Origin of the sequence: Stenotrophomonas sp. (assembly GCF_032103445.1) — a bacterium.
GTDB lineage: Bacteria > Pseudomonadota > Gammaproteobacteria > Xanthomonadales > Xanthomonadaceae > Stenotrophomonas.
Genome location: NZ_DAMDFR010000002.1, coordinates 88,547 through 108,911, shown reverse-complemented (window position 1 = coordinate 108,911; position 20,365 = coordinate 88,547). Strand labels below are relative to the sequence as shown.

The following is a 20,365-nucleotide window of genomic DNA, read 5'->3' as shown; positions in this document are numbered from 1 at the left end:
GGCCGTAGAGCCACGCCCTGCGTGGCTGCAATGCCGGATCGGCGATCAGATCCCGATTACCGGTCAAACCCCAACAACAACGGATCATGGTCCGAGCTGCGCCACGGACCGGCTTCGTTGCGGTCGCGATAGCCGACGTCATCCGCCTCGTCCGCATTGATATGCCACTCGGCCGCGCCACGCAGGCGTTTGGCCATGCCAGGGCTCAGCAGGGCGTGGTCCAGCCGCCCGGTCATGCCGTTGTACACATAGCTATAGGGCTGCTGGATCTCTGCCACGGCGAAGGCGTCCTGCCAGCCGGCGTCATGCAGGGTGCGGATCGGCGCTTCCATCGCATACGCATTGAAGTCGCCCAGCAGCACCGCGTCCGACGTGCCCGCCCCGGTCGGGTCGGTTGCCAGCCACTGGTCCAGCAGCTTGGCCGACGTCACCCGAGTGGCGTTCCAGCAGGCCTGGCCGTCCTTCTGGTCGGCGTCGGCCCCGGTGGCTTCCGAGCAGCCCTTGGACTTGAAGTGATTGGCCACCACGACGAACGGCGCGCCTTTGCCGGCGCGGAACGCCTGCGCAAGCGGCACCCGGCTGTGCGGACCGAACGGTGCGGTTTCCAGCACCGCCGGTGCACCCACCGGGGTCACCTTCGAGGCCCGGTAGATGATGCCGACCCGGATCGGGTTCTCGCCCGGGCCTCTGCTGGCATCGACGAAGCGCCAGTCACCCTTGGCACCACGGTCCGCATTGAGCGCATCGACCAGCTGGGCGATGGCCGAGTTGGGGCCGTAGCCGTCGTTCTCCAGTTCCATCAGCGCGGCCACGTCAGCGCCCAGTGCATTGATGGTGGTGACCAGCTTGGCCTTCTGCGCCTGGTGTTCGGCCAGGGTGCGTGCGCCGCGCAGGGTCGGGAAGCCGCCGCCCTGGCCGTCGCCATTGAAGAAGTTCTCCAGATTGAAGGCCGCGACCTGCAGGCTGCCGGCGACCTTGGGCACCGCCGGGCGCGCCGGCGCGGGCAGTTTCAGCGGGGTGGTCACCTGCAGCCGTGCCACGCCTTTTTCATCCACCCGCACGATGCCTTCCACGTTGCGCAGCACGGTGCCGGTACGCAGGTCCGCACCGGCCGGCAGGTAGTCCACCGGGCCCGGATCGCGGGCGCTGCTGCCGTCATCCAGCAGCAGGCGGCGACGCTGGTTGTCGGCGATCACCTTGGCATGCGCGCCGGTGCCCGGCTCGGCAACTTCGCTGGGCTGCCACAGGCGGCCATCGAAGGCGACGGTGAGTTCGCCGAAGCGGGTCAGGCCGTCGGTGCCGGCCAGGGTCAGCGGTGCGGCGATGCGGACCCTCTGACCGTCCAGCGCACGCCAGTCCGCCGGGGCGGTGGTCAGGGTGACCGGCGCGCGTGCGGAGGTTGCCGCCGGTGCCGGCTGGGCCTGCGGTTGGGCCTGGGCGAAGGCGGTGACGGGCAGCAGCAGCGACAGGGCAAGAGCGAGAGGACGGCGGCGCATCGGCGGGCACGGTTCGGCAAGGGACGCACAGGGTATCGCCAGATTGTGGCGGGATGCGTCATGTGATGGCGGTTGCCCGCGTTGGGCAAAGGGCGGAACCCCGCCGGGCATGCGCCCGGCGAACAGCGCGATCGTCCTGCGCACGTAGCAATTCGTAGGTACCACGCCATGCGTGGTACCCGCGCGCAGCGCGGCACAAGCGTCCGAAACCCGCATCCACCACGTTGCGACACGCCGACCAACGTTTGGACGTGGCCGAAGACGTGTGTCTAGCGTTCATGACCACCGAACGAAGAGCGGACGCGCATGGCGCGTCCCTACGGGCATCAGACAATGCGTAGTGACACGCCATGCGTGTCAGACGGTTATTTCAGATTCGCCAGCATCCAATCCACGGTGGCGTGGATCTGCTCCTCGGTCAGCGCCGGGTTGCCGCCCTTGGGCGGCATGATCCCGCCGTCCGGGCCGGTGTAGCCCTCGATGGCGTGCTTATAAAGCGTCTCTTTGCCCTGTCCCAGGCGCTGGTCCCAATGCGCGTGGTCCAGGGTGGGAGCCTGGCCCACGCCGGTGGTGTGGCAGGCGGTGCACAGGTTGTCGAAGATCACCTTGCCGTCGGTGGTGCCGCCATAGGCAACCTGCGCGGCGGCCTTGGCCAATGCGGCGGCCTTGGCGGCGGCCTGTTCGGCGGCACCGGTGGCACCGGCGTAGACCGCGCCGGCCGGGGCAATGCGCAGCTCCGTGCGCTTGGCCGCCTGCGGTGAGACTTCCGGCGGAATGCGGGTGTGCAGGTACGCGGCGAACAGGATCAATCCGAGCGTGATGGCCATCAGCAGCGCGATGACCATGGAAAAGCGTTTCAGGAACTCGAGGTCGTAATTCCGCACTCTCTATACCCCTGGCTGATAGTCGTTGGACCACGGCTTGTCGGGCGAGTATGACCAGCGGCGGCAAGCCTGTGCAAGCCGCATTCAAGTGCCGCAATGCAGCAATGGCAAGGCCTCAGCCGCCGGCAGCGCGCAGGCAGACCTGGCAGATCGACGCTACCAGCGCGTCTTCGTCGCCCACTGCGTCACGACTGGGCGCGGTTGGCCCGACCAGCGCTTCGGTGAACGCCCCCACGATGCAGGCCGCGGTGACCCGGGTGTCCTGTGCAGGAAAGCTGCCAGTTGCGACACCGTCGGCCACGATGCGGTGGAACACATCGCCGAACAGCCGCCGGCAGCGGATGCGCTCGGCTTCCACTTCCGGGTCGACCGGCTCTGCGATGAAGGCATAGGCCAGTCCCGGGCCGGCCAGGGCGCGGCGGACAAAGGCGGTGATCGCCCGGCGCAGCCGCTCCGGCGCGGGCAGGGCCTCGGCGGCGATGCCCTCGAAGATGCGCAGCTCGTGCTCCACCGCGGCGGTCAGCACCTCCACGAACAGTTCGGCCTTGGACGGGAAGTGCCGGTAGATCAACCCGGTGGAGACCCCGGCCTCGGCCGCCACGGCGGTGACCGGGGCGTTGCGGTAGCCGCCGGCAGCCACCAGCGCGCGGGTCGCCAGCAGGATCCGCTCACGGGCCCCGGCCAGGCGTTCTTCCATCAGTGCGGAGCGTTTATAGGCCATTTTATGATTCTATGTTCAATTTTTGAATTTGTATTCACTTTTACCCCGGGGCGGGCTAGGCTGGCGAAAATCGTGGAGCCCGCCATGCACGTCCCAACCCTGAACTTCGACCTCGGCGAAGAGATCGACCTGCTGCGCCAGAGCGTGGCCCATTTTGCCTCGGCCGAGGTCGCCCCGCTGGCGGCGAAGGCCGACGAGGAGAATCTGTTCCCGCATCCGCTGTGGCGCAAGCTCGGCGAACAGGGCCTGCTCGGCCTGACCGTGGAAGAGGAATACGGCGGCAGCGGCATGGGCTACCTGGCTCACGTGGTGGCGATGGAAGAGATTTCGCGCGCCTCCGGTGGCATCGGCCTGAGCTATGGCGCGCACTCCAACCTGTGCGTGAACCAGCTGCGCAAGAACGGCACTGAAGAACAGAAGCAGCGCTTCCTGCCCGACCTGTGCAGCGGCACCAAGGTCGGCGCGCTGGCGATGAGCGAACCGGGGGCGGGCTCGGACGTGGTCTCCATGAAGCTGCGCGCGGACAAGCGCGGTGACCACTACGTGCTCAACGGCAACAAAATGTGGATCACCAACGGGCCAGATGCCGACGTGCTGGTGGTGTACGCCAAGACCGACCCGGACGCCGGAGCCAAGGGCATCACCGCGTTCCTGGTGGAGAAAGGCATGAAGGGCTTCTCCACCGCGCAGAAGCTGGACAAGCTGGGCATGCGCGGCTCCAACACCTGCGAACTGTTGTTCGAGGACTGCGAAGTGCCGGAAGCCAACGTACTGGGTGCGGTGGGCGGCGGCACCAAAGTGCTGATGTCCGGTCTGGACTACGAGCGCGTGGTGCTGTCCGGCGGCCCGCTGGGGCTGATGGCGGCCGCGCTGGATGTGGTGATGCCCTACGTGCACGAGCGCAAGCAGTTCGGCGAAGCGATCGGCACCTTCCAGCTGATCCAGGCCAAGCTGGCCGACATGTATGTCGGCCTGAATGCCTGCCGCGCCTATGTGTATGCCGTGGCGCGCGCCTGCGACCAGGGCCGCACCACCCGCCAGGACGCCGCCGGTGCGATTCTGTACTCGGCCGAGAAGGCCACCTGGCTGACCGGCCAGGCGATCCAGATCCTCGGCGGCAACGGCTACATCAACGAGTACCCCACCGGCCGGCTGTGGCGCGATGCCAAGCTGTACGAGATCGGCGCGGGCACCTCGGAGATCCGCCGCATGCTGATCGGCCGCGAACTGTTCCAGCGCACCAAGTAAGGGCCCTGCGATGAGCGTATTGAGCACCCAGCTGCAACCGGGCAGCGAGACCTTCGAAGCCAACCGCGCCGCGCTGCAGGCGGTGGTGGATGACCTGCGCGCCACCCTGGCGCAGACCGCGCGCGGCGGCAGCGAAGCGGCGCGGCAGAAGCACACCGCGCGCGGCAAGCTGCTGGTGCGCGAGCGCATTGATGCGCTGCTGGACCCGGGCAGTGCGTTCCTGGAAATCGCCCCGCTGGCCGCACACGGCATGTATGACGACCCGATTCCCAGCGCTGGCGTGGTGGCCGGCATTGGCCGCGTTTCGGGCGTGGAATGCGTGATCGTGGCCAACGACGCCACGGTGAAGGGTGGCACCTATTACCCGGTCACCGTGAAGAAGCACCTGCGTGCGCAGGAAGTGGCCGAACAGAACCGCCTGCCCTGCATCTATCTGGTCGACTCCGGTGGTGCCTTCCTGCCGCTGCAGGACGAGGTGTTCCCCGACCGCGACCATTTCGGCCGCATCTTCTACAACCAGGCCAACCTGTCCGCACAGGGCATTCCGCAGATCGCCTGCGTGATGGGCTCCTGCACGGCCGGCGGGGCCTATGTGCCGGCGATGAGCGATGAAACGGTGATCGTGCGCGAGCAGGGCACCATCTTCCTCGGCGGCCCACCGCTGGTGAAGGCGGCCACCGGCGAGGTGGTCAGTGCCGAGGAACTGGGCGGTGCCGACGTGCACACGCGCATTTCCGGCGTGGCCGACCACATGGCCGACAACGACCTGCAGGCGCTGGCACGGGTCCGCGCGATCATTGCCCAGCTCAACTGGCGCAAGCCGGAACCGACGCTGGCGATGCAGGCCCCGCTGGAGCCGCGCTACCCGGCGCAGGAGCTGTACGGCGTGATTCCCGCCGACACGCGCAAGCCGTACGACGTGCGCGAAGTGATCATGCGCCTGGTCGATGATTCGCGCTTTGACGAATTCAAGCCGCGCTATGGCAACACCCTGGTGACCGGCTTCGCGCACCTGCACGGCTACCCGGTGGGCATCATCGCCAACAATGGCATCCTGTTCTCCGAGTCCGCGCTGAAGGGCGCGCACTTCATCGAATTGTGCACCCAGCGCGGCATTCCGCTGGTGTTCCTGCAGAACATCACCGGCTTCATGGTCGGGCGCAAGTACGAGCACGGCGGCATCGCCAAGGATGGGGCCAAGCTGGTGATGGCGGTGGCCTGCGCCAAGGTGCCCAAGTTCACCGTGGTGATCGGCGGGTCGTTCGGGGCCGGCAACTACGGCATGTGTGGCCGCGCCTACTCGCCCAACTTCCTGTGGATGTGGCCGAACGCGCGCATCGGCGTGATGGGCGGCGAGCAGGCCGCCAGCGTGCTGGCCACGGTGAAGCGCGACGGCATTGAAGCCAAGGGCGGGCAGTGGTCGAGCGAAGAAGAAGACCAGTTCAAGACCCCGATCCGCGACCAGTTCGAGCAGCAGGGTCATCCTTATTACGCCAGCGCGCGCTTGTGGGATGACGGTGTGATCGACCCGGCCGATACCCGCCGCGTGCTGGCGCTTGCGCTGTCGGCCAGCCTCAATGCACCTGCGCGGGACACCGCGTTCGGTGTATTCCGCATGTAACCCGGAAGATGACCATGTTCACCAAGATCCTGATCGCCAACCGCGGCGAAATTGCCTGCCGCGTCATCGCCACCTGCCAGCGCCTGGGCATTGCCACGGTGGCGGTGTATTCCGACGCCGACCGCAACGCACGGCATGTGCGCCTGGCCGACGAAGCGGTAGCGATTGGTCCGGCCCCGGCGCGCGAGAGCTATCTGCGCGCTGACGCAATCCTGGCCGCCGCGCGCCAGACCGGTGCGCAGGCGATCCATCCCGGCTACGGCTTCCTGTCGGAAAACGCGGACTTTGCCCAGGCGTGTGCCGATGCCGGGATCGTGTTCATCGGCCCATCGGCGGCGGCGATCCGCGCGATGGGCGACAAGAGCGCGGCCAAGGCGCTGATGCAGCAGGCCGGCGTGCCGCTGACCCCGGGTTACCACGGCGACGCGCAGGAACCCGACTTCCTGCGAACGCAGGCAGACGGCATCGGGTATCCGGTGCTGATCAAGGCCAGTGCCGGCGGCGGCGGCAAGGGCATGCGTCGGGTCGACGACAGCGCGGCCTTCATCGAGGCGCTGGCCAGCTGCCAGCGCGAAGCACAATCGGCCTTTGGCAACGCACACGTGCTGGTGGAGAAGTATGTGGAGCGCCCGCGCCACATCGAGATCCAGGTGTTCGGCGACAGCCACGGCAACGTGGTGTACCTGTTCGAGCGCGACTGCTCGGTGCAGCGCCGGCACCAGAAGGTGCTGGAGGAAGCACCGGCACCCGGCATGACCCCGGAGCGCCGCGCGGCCATGGGCACCGCAGCGGTGAATGCCGCACGTGCGGTGAACTACGTCGGTGCAGGCACGGTGGAGTTCATTGCCGGTCCGGATGGCGATTTCTACTTCATGGAAATGAACACCCGCCTGCAGGTCGAGCACCCGGTGACCGAATGCATCACCGGCACCGACCTGGTGGAGTGGCAGCTGCGCGTGGCCAGCGGTGAACCGCTGCCGCTGCAGCAGGACCAGCTGCAGATCCGTGGCCATGCGCTGGAAGCGCGGCTGTATGCCGAAGATGCCGACCGCGGCTTCCTGCCGTCCACCGGCACGCTGCGGCATCTGCGCCTGCCGGCTGCCAGCGCGCATGTGCGCGTGGATGCCGGTGTCGAACAGGGGGATGCGATCACCCCGTACTACGACCCGATGATCGCCAAGCTGATCGTCTGGGACGTTGACCGCGATGCCGCGCTGCGACGCATGCAGCAGGCACTGGCCGAGTGCGAAGTGGTCGGCGTGACCACCAATGCCGCCTTCCTGCGCCGGTTGGTGATGACCGACTCTTTCGCCGGCGCGAAGCTGGATACCGCCTTGATCGAACGCGAGCAGGCGGCGCTGGCTCCGCCGGACGCCACCGACGATGCGGCGGTGTGGGCGCTGGCCGCGGTCGCGGCAATTGCAACCGAAGACGCAGCGCTGGTGGACGTGCGCGATCCCTACTCGCCGTGGCAGGCACGTGATGGCTGGCGGTTGGGGGTAGCGGCTGCACGCCGGCTGACGCTGGAACAGGCGGGCGTGCTGGCCGTAGTCGACGCCACCGCACAGGACGACGTGTGGACCCTGCTGCGCGACGGCCACACCGTCACGGCCCACGGCGGCCTCAACGGCGAGCAGCTGGCCCTGCAGGTGGACGGGCAGCTGCACCGTGCGCGCGTCGTGCGCGATGGCAGCGAGCTGTATCTGTTCGGCGCGCAGGGCGTACGCCGCTTCACCGTGCATGATCCGGTCAGTGAAGCCGACCAGGGCGTGGTGGATGCCGGCAGCCTGGTCGCACCGATGCCGGGCCGCGTTGTCGCCACGCTGGTGGCGGCGGGCACCCAGGTCAGCAAGGGCACGCCGCTGCTGGTACTGGAGGCGATGAAGATGGAGCACACGCTGCAGGCTCCGGCCGATGGCACGGTGCAGGGGTTCCGGGTGAAGGCCGGGGATCAGGTCGGGGACGGTGCGGTGCTGGTGGATTTCGAGGTGGCGTAGGCCCCGACGACGCGCATGGCGCGTCGCTACGCGGGCCAGACGGTGTGGTTGGGGTCGAACTCGGTGGTGGTCAGAGTGTCGCTGCGCCAGCCCACGCCGACGATGGCAAGCGGGCTCTGGGTGATGCCGTCCAGGCCGAAGGCCTGCTCGATGTCCACTTCGTTGATGGCGGCGGTGACGAAGGCGGCCATGCCGCGTTCGGTCGCCGCCATGTACAGCGCCTGCGAGATGTGGCCCACATCCAGCAGCAGCGCACGGTAGGCCTTGGCGTGGTTGCGGTACTTCCAGAAGGTGCGCGCGTAACGCGGCACCAGCACCATGTACACGGCGGCGTCGGCGAACCAGTCCTGGCCTGACAGCAGACCCTGCGCCAGCTGCGGCAGTGGCGGGTCGTCGTGCCGAGGTATCGGCACCACCGCGTGCTGCACCGGATGATAGTGGTAGAGACCTGGTGTCATGCCTTCCACCCGCTGCACCAGCAGATAGGTTTCGGTCGCGTGCAGTCCGCCGGCGGACGGTACGTGCTTCTTCAGGAATTCGGTGTCTTCCTCGACCTGCGAGACCGCCTGCGCTTTGATCGTACGCTGCAGCAGCTGGGCCAGCAGCTCGCGGCTGATGCTGCGCCCGGCATCGAAGTTGCGGCAGGTGGTACGGCGTTCGAGCAACTGGTCATACGCCTCGGCTGGCACCGCCGGCAGCGGTTGGTAGACCCCGGGCCGCGCTTCAACCGTGGGCGGCGGTGCACCCAGCTGGCGACGCAGTCCGCTGGCCGTGACCAGGTCGCTGTCACGGGTGTTGGCGGCTCCATCCACGCCGTGCCAGCGCCCGTGCCGGTGCGCCAGCGCAGACAGCGGCCACCAGTGGGCATCGCGCACGGCTTCATCCTGCTGCCGGTACGCGGAGGCGTGCGTTTCGCCGATCAGCAGACCCGCCGCCAGCAGAGGCTGCCAGGTGGCGGGGCCTGCCGGCAGATCCTCGGCTGCTATCCACTGGTGGGCGCTGAGGCTTCCCAGCAGCTCGCGCTGGGCCGTGCTGACCGGCACGGCCTGGTCGAGGTGACCGGCCAGGGCCAGCCAGGTGGTGCGGGTGGCCAGTTCGGTACGCCCCTGCAGCAGTGATGGGAGGTCGAACTGGACCTCCTCGCGCGGTTCGAACATGACGATGGTGCAGCGGCGCAGACGCATGGGGGGCGGTGGGTGGGTAGAGATGCGGACATTCTAGGGGGCGGGTTGCGATCTGCCGCAATGTTGGCCGCTCAGGATGGGAAACTGCGTTGGGCACACCACCGTGCGCCGGCAGGTGCCGCGAAGCCACGCAGGGCGTGGCTCTACAGGAACGTCTGCCATCGCCGATAACCGTACTTCCACCTTTGGATCGACTGTCATGAGCGACGAGAACACCGGCAAGAGCAAGATTTCTCCTGAGGCGGCCGCGCAGCTGGTCAGCCGTCTTATTGATGATGCGGATTTCCGCGCGCTGTTCCAGACCGACGCCGCCAAGGCGCTGACCGAGATCGGCTACGGCACCGACGCGGTGCCGGACTGCTGCGACGTCACCCAGCTGGCCAGTGTGGAAGAGCTGCGCGCGGTGCAGGCCCAGCTGGAGAAGTACCTGAGCACCTCGCAGTCGACCATGCACGTGATCTTCTGTTTCGAAGCCGGCAAGGTCGCCAGCGCATTACGCTGACCCGCATTCCCTGCGTTCGCCTCAGCGCGGACGCAGGGAGGCATCGCCCAGCGTGTCGTGCACGCTCAGGGGCTGCATCAGCTGCATCACCGCCACTTCGGCGAAGGCGCGGCCGCGATGCGCGAACAGCCATTCGTTCTGCTTCTGGAACTCTTCTGCGTTGCCGAGGCGACGCTGCGCATCGCGCAGCACCACGCGTGCCTGCACCGGTTCGGTGCCATCCATCAGCGGCAGCAGCAGCGCTTCGGCGCGGGCCGGCTGGTTCCTGCCGATCTGCTGCATGGCCAGCACGATGGTGCGCCACTTGCTCACCACCGGATTCTTCAGCTGTGCCGCCAGCGCGTCATGGTCGCGCAGCAGTGCGTCGGCCAGCGCCGTATTGCCCTGGCGCTGCGCCAGGTAGATCAGCATCAACAGGCGCGATACCCGGTCGGACAGGTTGGGTTCGTTGGTGAGTGCCATCAGCGGTTCGAGCTCGGAGGCAATCCCGGCCAGCCGCGCCGGGTCGGGCTTCTCGCAGGCCGTATCGACGACCGCCTGCATGAGCCTGACATGGATGGCGAAATCGGCCGATTCGGTCGGTGCCGGTTCGCTGGCCATGGCCTCGTTCATGCCGGTGCAGTCGTCCTGGTCCGCCGCCAGCAGCACCCGCGCACGCTGGTGCATGATGGTCTGCAGCTCGTCGCGCGGCTTGGGCAGCTGCGCCAGCAACGCCTGCGCTTCTTTGTAGCGGCGTTGCGCGACCAGCACGTCCGAGCGCATGTCGCTGCCATTGCGGCCGGTCAGCTGCTCGGCCACCTGGAAGCTGCGCAGCGCTTCGTCATAGCGGTTGGTGCCCAGCTGCATCCAGCCGACGTAGCCGATGGGATAGGCGCGCAGCACATCCTGCGGCACCGACGCGGCATGGCCATAGCGCTCGGCCTCGGCAAAGCGGTTGTCGACCAGCAGGTACCACGCGGTGTTGGACAGGCCAGCGAAGAAATCCGGGTAAACGTCGGCCAGCACCCGCCAGTCTTCCAGCGCCCAGTTCTCCGGACGCAGCTCGCTGCTCCACGCTTTCAGGTACAGGCGCTCGCGGTGCGGCAGGCGCTCGCCCAGGGCCAGCGCGCGGTTGAGGTAAGGCAGCGCTTCGGAACGTTTGTCGACCCGGACCAGCAGCTTGGCCAGGCCGATGTGGGCCATGGCGAAGTCCGGATCGGCGTCGAGCGCGGCCTCATACAGCTTGGCCGACTCGCTGAAACGACGGCGGCCAAGTGCGGCTTCGGCCAGCGCGAACGACTTCAGCGCCTGCAGGTTGCGGGTGGACGCCTGCGGCAGCGGCACCGACTGCTGCACCGAGGCCACGGTTTCACCCAGCCCTTCGCGCAGGCGTCCGATCACGTCGTCCACGGCATTGACCACGTCGTGCGGGTCGTTGGCTTCGGCGCGGTAGCTGCGAACCACGGCGCGGCTGGTGGGATCCAGCAGGTCCACCGACACCACATAACGCCCACCCACCAGGCCGATGCTGGGGGCCAGCACCATGCGCGCGCCTTCACGGGAGGCCACGTCGCTGGCCAGCTGCCGGTTCAACTGCCTGTCGGCCGGTACCTGCATCAGCTCGCGCGATTCGCGGATCTTGCCGTCGGACAACACGTTGACGTAGCGCGACTGCTCCAGGCTCATCAACAGCGCGCGCTGCAGGCTGATGTCGAACAGCGACTCCCCGCTGCGGTTCTCAACGTCCGCCACCACCACCCAATCGCGTTCTGCGAAGGCGATGGCCGGTTCGGGGCGCAGCAGGATCCAGCCGCCGATGCCCAGCACTGCAACCAACGCCACTTCTGCGGCCAGCGCCGCCGGGCGTCGCCACAGCGGCAGCTTGCGGCGGGCCTTGGGCGACGGGCGCGGCATGCGCAGCGGGGCGAAGCCGGGTTCGCCGACTTCAAACACTTCCTGCGCGGTGCTGACGCCCTTGAACAGCCACGGTCCGTGCGAACGCCACTGCAGCTTTTCGCCGCGTTCGCCGAGCTCGCTGCTGGCGCGACGGGTCAGCGATTCGGCCACGGAGGAAAGCAGGATCTGCCCCGGGCGAGCCAGCGCCATCAGGCGCGCGGCCATCGGCTTGGCCAGGCCCTCCACCTCGACCGCCTTGGCCCCGGCGTTGATCGCTTCGGGGCTGTTGTCCCAGATCAGCACCTCGCCCACGTGAAGACCGGCGCGGGCGCGCAGCGGCAGCTGGCGCTGCTGGCCCAGCTTCTGTACTTCACGCTGGTAATCCAAGGCGAAACCCAGGCCATCAATGGCGCGCTCGAACAGCAGGAACAAGCCATCGGAGCGGTCAATCTGCTGGCCGTTCCACTGCTGCTGAAGTGCCAGGACCAGCCGGTCGTGATGCTGGAACAGCTCGGCGGCGGCGGCATCGCCAATGCGTTCGACCAGCAGCAGCGAGTCGCACAGGTCGGTAAACAGCAGCGCTCGGAGCTGTGGGGCCTGGGTCGACGGTCCGATGTCGCCGTTCATGAGTGGGTTCCCGTCAGGGCTTGGCGGTCGCGGCACGCGACCAGTGCAAACGGTTACCGCCCAGGCGCTTGGCCTGGTAAAGCGCGTTGTCGGCGCGAGCGTACCACTCGCTCCAGTCGGTGTGGGGCTCGAGCAGGCAGACCCCGATGCTGACCGGGCAGATGTTGGGGTGCGCGGTGGCGCGGCCGAGCAGACCCTGCACCGCACTGAGCACGAATTCAGCCGCGTGGTGCAGGCTGTCGCGGTCGGCGTGGCGCAGCAGGAGGCAGAACTCATCGCCACCGAGGCGGCAGGCGCGGTCGTCCTCGGTGGCCACCGAACGCAGGATGTTGGCCACGCTCTGCAGGACCCGGTCGCCGGCCTGATGGCCGTGCTCGTCGTTGACCTGCTTGAACTGGTCGCAGTCGATCAGCAGCAGTCCCTGCGGAGCCCCGTGGTCGGTACTGCGGCATTCCTGCAGGTACAGGGCAAGGCCGCGGCGATTGTGCAGGCCGGTCAGTTCGTCGGTACGGACCAGTTCACGGGTATGGGTGAGCTGGTGGGTGGTGACGTACAGGTTGTCCAGCGCGGCTTCCAGATCATGGTTGCGGCGGCGCAGCTGGCGGATGAGCACCTGCTCATTGCTGACCACGCGCATGATGGTCCGGCGCAGGAAATAGGCGACCAGACCGGGGTCGTGGTCGACGAGGCGCTGGAACTGATCGTGGCCGAGTTCGAGCACCACGCTGTCGACGGTGGCACGGGCGTCGGCGCTGCGCGGGTGGTCACCGATGAGCAGGCCGAGTTCGCCGAAGAATTCCTGGGGGCCCAGCGTCTTCACAACGAGGTCTTCGCCGAAGTCGAGCTCGATGCTGCCACTGACGATGACATACATGGTGCCGCCGGCCTGGCCGCTGTGGAACAGGTAGTCACCGCTGCGCAGCTGCAGCTGCTGGCCGAATTCAGCGAACAGGGCAAATTCACCGGCGCTCAGCACGGCATGCACGATATCAGCCATCGCGGTTTCTGCGATGCCTGGTTCCTGCGCGCACACTTGCGTAGCAAACTTGCCGGTCATCCCGTGCACCCGCTTCCCAGCGTCCCCCGGTGAGCAGACGAGGATAGCACTCCTTAAAAGTGTGCGCCCCATCCCAGTTCCATTAAAAACGGCCAAAATTTCAGGTGTTGGCCGTTGGCCCGTTTTGTTGGAACGCGGGTTTGGGGCATGGGCGGCCATCTTCACGCGCGCGATTACTTTCCCGCGAAGAGCCGCGCTTCAGTTCATCCGTGCGGGACGGGCCCGGGCACCCTCGCTCCGGGACACGCCGCAAGTACGTCCATGTAGGCTACTCCACGGCATCCATGCCGTGGAGTGTCCCTCCGGAGGGTACCCGGGCCCGCCCCCGATGGTTGGTCGCGAAGCGGATCGAACGGCAAGAGCAACGGCGAGGGCCCTGTTCCATTCGGGGTCATGCGTTACCGAATGTTGTGCATTTGAGGGCCGTCGTCTGTCGACCGACGCTACCGGGCCGCGCGCGGGTTTGATTTTCTGGGGCCACCGATGGCCTGTCGGGGCGGGTCGGGGTGGGCTGGAGGGGGCGTGAGCCGCATGGATGCGGCGATCGAGGCTACATGGACGTACTTGCGCCGTCCCCCGGAACGCCCATCCCGATCCGCCAACCCAGTGAACCCGTGAACACCGGCTGTTCGCCCAGATGCGTGAAGGTGCTGGGCAGAGCCCGGCACCCCGAGGGTCAGGCTGCCTGGCCGGCGCTGAACTGTTCTTCTTCGGTGGAGCCGGTCAGGGCGGTGGTGGAGGACTGGCCCTGCTGGATGGCCTGGGTGACGGCGTCGAAGTAGCCGGTGCCGACCTCGCGCTGATGCTTCACCGCGGTGAAGCCGCGGTCGGCGGCGGCGAACTCGGCTTCCTGCAGTTCGACGAAGGCGCTCATCTGGCGGCGGGCATAGCCGTGGGCCAGGTTGAACATCGAGTAGTTCAGGGCGTGGAAACCGGCCAGGGTGATGAACTGGAACTTGTAGCCGTAGCTGGCGATTTCCTTCTGGAACTTCGCAATCGTCGCGTCATCCAGGTTCTTCTTCCAGTTGAAGCTCGGCGAGCAGTTGTAGGCCAGCAACTTGCCCGGGAACTTCGCGTGGATCGCCTCGGCGAACTTCCGCGCGAATTCCAGGTCCGGCTTGCCGGTTTCACACCAGATCAGGTCGGCATACGGCGCGTAGGCCAGGCCGCGGCTGATCGCCTGGTCCAGGCCGTTGCGGGTGCGGTAGAAGCCTTCCGGGGTGCGCTCGCCGGTGGCGAACGGCTGGTCGTTGCTGTCGATGTCGCTGGTCAGCAGGTCGGCTGCTTCCGCGTCCGTACGCGCCACCAGCAGGGTCGGCACGCCCAGCACGTCCGCCGCCAGGCGCGCGGCGTTCAACTTCTCGATCGCTTCGCGGGTCGGCACCAGCACCTTGCCACCCATGTGACCGCACTTCTTCACCGAGGCCAGCTGGTCTTCGAAATGCACGCCCGCTGCGCCGGCTTCGATCATCGCCTTCATCAGCTCGAAGGCATTGAGCACGCCACCGAAGCCCGCTTCGGCGTCGGCCACGATCGGCTGCAGGAAGTCGATTTCGTCCTTGCCTTCGGCGTGGTGCAGCTGGTCGGCGCGCAGCAGCGTGTTGTTGATGCGCTTGACCACCGCCGGCACCGAATCGGCCGGGTACAGCGACTGGTCCGGATACATCTGCCCGGCCAGGTTGGCATCCGCCGCCACCTGCCAGCCCGACAGGTAGATCGCATTGAGGCCGGCCTTCACCTGCTGCATCGCCTGGTTGCCGGTCAGCGCGCCCAGCGCGTTGACGAAGTCCTTTTCATGCAGGTACTTCCACAGCTTTTCCGCGCCCAGACGGGCCAGCGAGTGCTCCACATGCACCGTGCCGCGCAGGCGCACCACGTCGGCGGCGGTGTAGTTGCGGGTGATGCCGGCCCAGCGCGGGTCGGTGTTCCATTCGTGCTGGATCTGTTCGGCGGTCGGCAGCTTGCTCATGTCGGTTCTCCAGATGAACGATGGGGATGGGGTTTGGGGTCATGACCGGGATGGGGCAATGACCGGGGTGGGGTCATGTAGAGCCGGGCTTGCCCGGCTCAGCGGGGCAAGCCCCGCTCTACGGTTGGTCGCACGCGTTTGCGTCGGTCGACCGCGTTTCGATCAACTCAATCCAACCGGTCGTACGCCGGCAAGGTCAGGAAATCGGTCAGCTCGTCGCGCCGGCTCAGCTCGCCCAGCAGCGCAATCGCCTCTTCAATCCGCGCGCCACCGGGCAGCGCACTGCGATCACCCAGCCGCGCCGGCAGGCCGGCCAACGTTGCGTCCAGCAGCGCCAGATCAATCGCGGTGCCGTCATCCAGGTGCTGACCCGGCACGTGCAGCCACTGCCACAGCTGGCTGCGGCTGATCTCGGCGGTGGCGGCGTCTTCCATCAGGTGGTGGATCGGCACGCAGCCATTGCCGTCCAGCCAAGCGGCCAGATAGCGCACGCAGACCTCCACGTTGCCCTCGAAACCGGCGCGGGTGATCGTGCCCGCCGGGGTGGCAATCAACGCATCGCGATCCACCTTCACGTCCCGCCGCAGCACGTCATGCTGGTGCGGCCCGGGCATGTGCTCGTCGAAGATCGCCTGCGCCACCGGAATCAGCGCCGGGTGCGCGACCCAGGTGCCGTCATGGCCGGCGGTCACTTCGCGCAGCTTGTCCGCCCGCACCCGCGCCATCGCCTGTTCGTTGGCGGCGGCATCGTGGTTGATCGGAATCTGCGCGGCCATGCCGCCCATCGCATGTGCGCCACGGCGGTGGCAGGTCTGGATCAGCAGCTCCGAATACGCTTTCAGGAACGGCTGGGTCATGGTCACCTGGCCACGCTCGGGCAGCACCTTGTCCGGGTGCGCGCGGAAGGTTTTGATGTACGAGAAGATGTAGTCCCAGCGCCCGCAGTTCAGGCCGACGATGCGGTCGCGCAGCGCATGCAGGATCTCGTCCATCTCGAACACCGCCGGCAGCGTTTCGATCAGCACCGTCACCTTGATCTGCCCGTGCGGCAGGCCGAGCATGCCTTCGATGTGCGACAGCGCGGTCTCCCACAGCGCGGCCTCCTCCATCGACTGCAGCTTGGGCAGGTAGAAGTACGGGCCACGCTGGCGGCACATCAGGGTGCGGGCGTTGTGGTAAGCGAACACCGCCGCGTCGAACAGGCCGCCGGCCAGCGGCTGGCCGTCGATGCGCACGTGCTTCTCGTCCAGGTGCCAGCCGCGCGGGCGCACGATCAGCACTGCCTGCTCCTGCAGCGGGCGCAGCGCGTAGTGCTTGCCCGGCTTGCCGTCCACCGACGGGCCGGTGAAAGTCAGGTCGCCGCGTACCGCGCCGATCAGCGCCTGCTGGCCGGCCAGCACATTGCGCCAGGCTGGGGCGGTGGAATCCTCGAAATCGGCCATGAATACCTTGGCCCCCGAGTTCAGCGCGTTGATCACCATCTTCGGGTCAGTCGGCCCGGTGATCTCCACGCGGCGGTCCTGCAGCGCTTCCGGGATCGGGGCGACCTTCCAGTCGTCTGCGCGGATGTGCGCGGTGTCGGCACGGAAGTCCGGCAGCTCGCCGGCGTCGAAGCGGGCCTGGCGTTCGCGGCGGGCCTGCAGGCGGCGCTGGCGCTCCGGTTCCACCGCACGGTGCAGCGACACCAGCAGCGCCAGTACCCCCGCCGGCAGCAGGGCCGACTGACCGGCCAGCTGGGTGGTCAGGGCAATGCCCGGGGTGGCCGGGGCATCGGCCGGGGTGGGCTGGGGCGTGGCGAAGGCGGCGACAGCGGACATATCCAACTCCTGCGATGCGGGGTGGACTCCACCGTGCGCCGGAGTGTGGTATTTGACAAAACAGTTATTGCAATGCGTTGGATAAGTTCCACTTATAGTCGTGACGCCATGCCTACATCGCGCTCTGCAAGTCCTCGTTTTTCCTACAAATCTGACCGGCTCAAACCACTGCGGGCGTTCTGCCAGGTGGTGCGATTGGGCTCAGTCTCAAGGGCTGCTGAGGCGCTGTTCGTCAGCCAGCCGGCGGTGAGCCAGCAGTTGCAGGCGCTGGAACGCGAACTGGGGGTAGTGCTGTTCGAGCGCAGCGGTCGCCGCCTGGTGCCCAGTCGCGAGGGCCAATTGCTGTTCGAGATGGCACAGCCGCTGGTCGAGAGCCTGGACGGGCTGGAGGCCAGCTTCCGCGACAAGGTGAAGGGGCTGGATGCCGGCGAACTCAACATCGCCGCCAACAGCTCGACCATCCTGTACCTGCTGCCGCGGATCGTTGAGCGTTTCCGCCAGCGCCACCCGGACGTGCGCCTGACCCTGCACAACGCGATCAGCGCCGATGGCACCGACCTGCTGCGCAGTGATGCGGCCGATCTGGCGGTGGGTTCGATGACTGAAGTGCCGGCCGACCTGACCTATGCGCCGGCCTACCGCTTCGAGCAGGTGCTGATCGCCCCGCCCGACCACCCGCTGGCCCAACTGCCCGAGCTGACCCTGGAGGCGATCTCGGCCTACCCGCTGGTGCTGCCGCCGAAGCGGCAGATCACCTACCGGCTGGTCGACCAGGTGTTCCAGCGCCAGCGCATGCCCTACACGGTGGCGCTGGAGGTGGGCGGCTGGGAAGTGATCAAGCAGTACGTGGCGATGGGCATGGGAATCTCCATCGTGCCGGCGCTGTGTTTGAACGAGGCCGACCGCGACCGGCTGGTGACGCGCTCGATGAGCGCGTGGTTCCCCGAGCGCAGCTACGGGGTGATCGTGCGCCGTGGCCGCTTCCTGTCACCGCAGGCGCGCGCCTTCATCGAGCTGATCCAGCCGGACCTGTTCAGTCCGCGCAGCTATGATGAAAGCGGACACTCGGAACGCTGAAGGCGCTCATGTCGATTGAACTGCGCCACCTGCGCTACTTCCTGGCCGTGGCCGACACCCTGCACTTCGGCCGCGCGGCCGAACGGCTGGGCATGTCCCAGCCGCCATTGAGCCAGCAGATCCGGCAGCTGGAAACACTGCTGGGCGCACGCCTGTTCGTGCGCAGCAACCGCCGCGTGGAGCTGACCGAAGCCGGGCGCGTGCTGCAGGCACAGGCCAGCGAGGCGTTGGCGCGGGTGGACCAGGCGATTGAGCTCACCCAGCGTGCGCAGCGCGGTGAAACCGGCGAGCTGCGCATCGGCCTTACGCGTGCGACGCCACTGTCCACGCAGATTCCGCGTGCGATCTTCGCCTATCGCCAGCAGTTCCCGCAGGTGCTGTTGAAGCTGCGCGAGATGAACACCCTGCAGCAGATCGATGCACTGGTCGCCAATGAGCTGGACGTGGGTCTGATCCGCAAGCGCGCACTTCCGACCACGTTGATGTCACGCAAGTTGTTCAGCGATCCACTGGCGCTGGTGGTGAATGACCAGCACCCTCTGCTGCGTGGGGTGCCGGAGGGAACGCCGATTGCGTTGCGCCAGTTTGCGCACGAGCCGTTCGTGGGCTTCCTGCGTGAGGTGGGTGCCGGCATCCACGATCACTTCATCGCGCTGTGCCGCAGCGCCGGCTTTACTCCGCGCATCATCCAGGAAGCGGGTGAGGCGTCCACGCTGATCAGTCTGGCGGCTTCGGGGCTGGGCGTGACCGTGCTGCCAGCGTCGTGCAGCCATATCCATGTGGAGGGCGCACGCTTTGTGCCGCTGAGTGATCGCGCGGCCAGTTCGGAAGTGCACGTGGCCTGCCGGCGCGGCAGCCCTTCCCCGCTGATCACCCACTTCACCCGCCTGCTGCAGGTGGGCATCAACGGCTGAGCGCGAGCTCCGGTTGCGGGCGGGTGCGGCGGCGCAGCTGCCAGGCGATGCTGGCCCCGCCCAGGGTCATCACGGCGGTGAACGCACACACGCCCCACCAGTCCCAGTGGGTGTAGAACACGCCGCCGAGTGCGCCGGCCACGCTGGAACCGAGGTAGTAGGCGAACAGATACAGCGCCGAGGCTTCCGCGCGCAGGATGCCGGCGCGGCTGCCGACCCAGCTGCTGGCCACCGAATGGCCGCCGAAGAAGCCGAAGGTGACCAGTGCGATGCCGGCGGCCATGCAACCCAGCCACGGCAGCGCCAGCAGCACGATGCCGGTGGCGATCAGCGCGTAGCAGATCGCCAGCACCTTGCCGCGCCCATGCCGGGTGGCCTGCTGGCCCATCCACGCCGAGCTGAAGGTGCCGACCAGGTACACGCTGAAGATCAGCCCGACCACGGTCTGGCTTAGCTGGTACGGCGGTGCCAGCAGGTGGTAGCCGAGGTAGTTGTAGAGGGTGACGAACACGCCCATCAGCAGGAACGCGGTGGCGAACAGCCACGGCAGGCCCGGGTCGGCGAACAGCGTGCGCCAGCGCGCAGGCAGTTCGCGCAGGCCGCTGCGGCGGCTCTGGAAATGCTTCGAGGGCGGCAGCTGCATCCACAGCAGCGCGGTGCTGGCCACGGCGATGATCGACACCCCGCCGATGCCCCAGCGCCAGCCCCAGTGGTCGGCGACCACGCCGGCGATCAGGCGACCGCTCATACCACCCACCGCGTTGCCGCCGATGTACAGGCCCATCGCCAGGCCGAGCGCGCGGCTGTCCATTTCCTCGACCAGGTAGGTCATCGCCACGGCAGGAACGCCGCTAAGGGCGATACCCAGCAGGGCGCGCAGGATCAGCAGCGTGGTCCAGTCGTTGACCAGTGCGCTGGCCGCCGACAGCACGGTGGAGGCCAGCAGCGCGGTGATCATCACGTTGCGGCGGCCGACGCGGTCGGAGATCAAGCCGGCGATCAGCATCGACACCGCCAGCAGGCCGGTGCTCAGCGACAGCGCCAATGCACTGTTGGCGGCCGAAACCCCGAAGTGGCGGGTGAACTCCGGCAGCAGCGGCTGCACGGTGTAGAGCAGGCCGAAGGTGGAGAAGCCGGCCAGGAACAGCGCCACGGCGGTGCGGCGGAAGGCGGGCGTGCCCTGTTGGATATGGTCCGCAGCGGGGGATGCGTCAGTAGCGCTGCGGTCGGCCGGCAGCGCGGCGGTGTCACCGTTCATGGCGTCAGGGCCCATGGGGGTGGGCCGTTACGTGGGGTCAGCGCTCAGGATAGGCCGGGGTTATGGGTCGATCCATAACCTCATTGGTCTTGATTGAGACGTTTGGTGTATGGATGCG

15 protein-coding genes are annotated in these 20,365 nt (G+C 67.4%); 6 read left to right on the top strand and 9 right to left on the bottom strand.

Annotated features, from left to right (window positions below):
* Window positions 1-56 precede the first annotated feature (56 nt).
* From RT551_RS01460 to RT551_RS01450, 3 genes are all read right to left on the bottom strand, one after another.
* Window positions 57-1,496 carry an ExeM/NucH family extracellular endonuclease gene (locus RT551_RS01460; RefSeq protein WP_313455181.1) on the bottom strand — a complete coding sequence of 480 codons (1,440 nt, stop codon included), beginning with the start codon at window positions 1,494-1,496 and terminating at the stop codon, window positions 57-59.
* Between the two features lie 365 nt (window positions 1,497-1,861).
* Window positions 1,862-2,380 carry a c-type cytochrome gene (locus tag RT551_RS01455; RefSeq protein WP_313455179.1) on the bottom strand — a complete coding sequence of 173 codons (519 nt, stop codon included), beginning with the start codon at window positions 2,378-2,380 and terminating at the stop codon, window positions 1,862-1,864.
* 115 nt (window positions 2,381-2,495) lie between these two features.
* Window positions 2,496-3,101, bottom strand: coding sequence for a TetR/AcrR family transcriptional regulator (locus tag RT551_RS01450; RefSeq protein WP_125359596.1), 606 nt, complete (start codon window positions 3,099-3,101; stop codon window positions 2,496-2,498).
* Between the two features lie 84 nt (window positions 3,102-3,185).
* On the opposite strand from RT551_RS01450, the gene RT551_RS01445 reads away from it, so the two are divergent.
* Genes RT551_RS01445 through RT551_RS01435 form a run of 3 tightly spaced genes read left to right on the top strand, consistent with a single transcriptional unit; the run spans window position 3,186 to window position 7,967 of the window.
* Entirely contained in the window at window positions 3,186-4,349 is a 1,164-nt protein-coding gene (locus RT551_RS01445) for an isovaleryl-CoA dehydrogenase (protein WP_313455177.1), read from the top strand.
* Between the two features lie 10 nt (window positions 4,350-4,359).
* Window positions 4,360-5,970, top strand: coding sequence for a carboxyl transferase domain-containing protein (locus RT551_RS01440; protein WP_313455175.1), 1,611 nt, complete (start codon window positions 4,360-4,362; stop codon window positions 5,968-5,970).
* A gap of 8 nt (window positions 5,971-5,978) precedes the next feature.
* Window positions 5,979-7,967: an acetyl/propionyl/methylcrotonyl-CoA carboxylase subunit alpha gene (locus RT551_RS01435; protein ID WP_313455173.1), complete on the top strand. Its 1,989-nt coding sequence runs from the start codon at window positions 5,979-5,981 to the stop codon at window positions 7,965-7,967.
* 26 nt (window positions 7,968-7,993) lie between these two features.
* On the opposite strand, the gene RT551_RS01430 is transcribed toward RT551_RS01435, so the two are convergent.
* The gene (locus tag RT551_RS01430; RefSeq protein ID WP_313455171.1) at window positions 7,994-9,151 is read right to left on the bottom strand and encodes a putative peptide maturation dehydrogenase; all 1,158 of its coding nucleotides are present in this window, start codon (window positions 9,149-9,151) and stop codon (window positions 7,994-7,996) included.
* Window positions 9,152-9,350: 199 nt separating this feature from the next.
* On the opposite strand from RT551_RS01430, the gene RT551_RS01425 reads away from it, so the two are divergent.
* Window positions 9,351-9,653, top strand: coding sequence for an NHLP-related RiPP peptide (locus tag RT551_RS01425; RefSeq protein WP_313455170.1), 303 nt, complete (start codon window positions 9,351-9,353; stop codon window positions 9,651-9,653).
* A 21-nt stretch (window positions 9,654-9,674) separates the two neighbouring features.
* Here RT551_RS01425 and RT551_RS01420 read toward each other — a convergent pair whose 3' ends face one another.
* The 4 genes from RT551_RS01420 to aceB form a co-directional block, all read right to left on the bottom strand.
* The gene (locus RT551_RS01420; protein WP_313455168.1) at window positions 9,675-12,155 is read right to left on the bottom strand and encodes a putative peptide modification system cyclase; all 2,481 of its coding nucleotides are present in this window, start codon (window positions 12,153-12,155) and stop codon (window positions 9,675-9,677) included.
* Window positions 12,156-12,168: 13 nt separating this feature from the next.
* Window positions 12,169-13,212, bottom strand: a complete 1,044-nt coding sequence (locus RT551_RS01415; protein ID WP_313455167.1) for a GGDEF domain-containing protein — start codon at window positions 13,210-13,212, stop codon at window positions 12,169-12,171.
* A gap of 676 nt (window positions 13,213-13,888) precedes the next feature.
* Window positions 13,889-15,181 carry an isocitrate lyase gene (gene aceA, locus RT551_RS01410; RefSeq protein WP_311193408.1) on the bottom strand — a complete coding sequence of 431 codons (1,293 nt, stop codon included), beginning with the start codon at window positions 15,179-15,181 and terminating at the stop codon, window positions 13,889-13,891.
* Window positions 15,182-15,348: 167 nt separating this feature from the next.
* Window positions 15,349-16,998 carry a malate synthase A gene (aceB, locus tag RT551_RS01405; RefSeq protein ID WP_313455166.1) on the bottom strand — a complete coding sequence of 550 codons (1,650 nt, stop codon included), beginning with the start codon at window positions 16,996-16,998 and terminating at the stop codon, window positions 15,349-15,351.
* Between the two features lie 108 nt (window positions 16,999-17,106).
* On the opposite strand from aceB, the gene RT551_RS01400 reads away from it, so the two are divergent.
* Together RT551_RS01400 and RT551_RS01395 are read left to right on the top strand one after the other, a co-directional pair.
* On the top strand, window positions 17,107-18,075 hold the full coding sequence (locus RT551_RS01400) for a LysR substrate-binding domain-containing protein (protein ID WP_282297162.1): 969 nt from the start codon (window positions 17,107-17,109) through the stop codon (window positions 18,073-18,075).
* Window positions 18,076-18,083: 8 nt separating this feature from the next.
* Complete coding sequence (locus tag RT551_RS01395) at window positions 18,084-18,989, top strand: LysR substrate-binding domain-containing protein (RefSeq protein WP_313455165.1); 906 nt, start codon at window positions 18,084-18,086, stop codon at window positions 18,987-18,989.
* On the opposite strand, the gene RT551_RS01390 is transcribed toward RT551_RS01395, so the two are convergent.
* Window positions 18,979-20,247, bottom strand: a complete 1,269-nt coding sequence (locus RT551_RS01390) for an MFS transporter (protein ID WP_313455274.1) — start codon at window positions 20,245-20,247, stop codon at window positions 18,979-18,981. The two genes, RT551_RS01395 and RT551_RS01390, sit on opposite strands and share 11 nt — an antisense overlap.
* Window positions 20,248-20,365: the final 118 nt, after the last annotated feature.

Bases quoted from the DNA above. Each gene is read 5' to 3' on its own strand.
- RT551_RS01435 (WP_313455173.1), top strand. From the start codon at position 5,979: ATGACCATGTTCACCAAGATCCTGATCGCCAACCGCGGCGAAATTGCC.
- aceA (WP_311193408.1), bottom strand. From the start codon at position 15,181: ATGAGCAAGCTGCCGACCGCCGAACAGATCCAGCACGAATGGAACACC.
- RT551_RS01450 (WP_125359596.1), bottom strand. From the start codon at position 3,101: ATGGCCTATAAACGCTCCGCACTGATGGAAGAACGCCTGGCCGGGGCC.
- RT551_RS01400 (WP_282297162.1), top strand. From the start codon at position 17,107: ATGCCTACATCGCGCTCTGCAAGTCCTCGTTTTTCCTACAAATCTGAC.
- RT551_RS01445 (WP_313455177.1), top strand. From the start codon at position 3,186: ATGCACGTCCCAACCCTGAACTTCGACCTCGGCGAAGAGATCGACCTG.
- RT551_RS01460 (WP_313455181.1), bottom strand. From the start codon at position 1,496: ATGCGCCGCCGTCCTCTCGCTCTTGCCCTGTCGCTGCTGCTGCCCGTC.
- RT551_RS01395 (WP_313455165.1), top strand. From the start codon at position 18,084: ATGTCGATTGAACTGCGCCACCTGCGCTACTTCCTGGCCGTGGCCGAC.
- RT551_RS01420 (WP_313455168.1), bottom strand. From the start codon at position 12,155: ATGAACGGCGACATCGGACCGTCGACCCAGGCCCCACAGCTCCGAGCG.
- RT551_RS01425 (WP_313455170.1), top strand. From the start codon at position 9,351: ATGAGCGACGAGAACACCGGCAAGAGCAAGATTTCTCCTGAGGCGGCC.
- aceB (WP_313455166.1), bottom strand. From the start codon at position 16,998: ATGTCCGCTGTCGCCGCCTTCGCCACGCCCCAGCCCACCCCGGCCGAT.
- RT551_RS01415 (WP_313455167.1), bottom strand. From the start codon at position 13,212: ATGACCGGCAAGTTTGCTACGCAAGTGTGCGCGCAGGAACCAGGCATC.
- RT551_RS01440 (WP_313455175.1), top strand. From the start codon at position 4,360: ATGAGCGTATTGAGCACCCAGCTGCAACCGGGCAGCGAGACCTTCGAA.
- RT551_RS01390 (WP_313455274.1), bottom strand. From the start codon at position 20,247: ATGAACGGTGACACCGCCGCGCTGCCGGCCGACCGCAGCGCTACTGAC.
- RT551_RS01430 (WP_313455171.1), bottom strand. From the start codon at position 9,151: ATGCGTCTGCGCCGCTGCACCATCGTCATGTTCGAACCGCGCGAGGAG.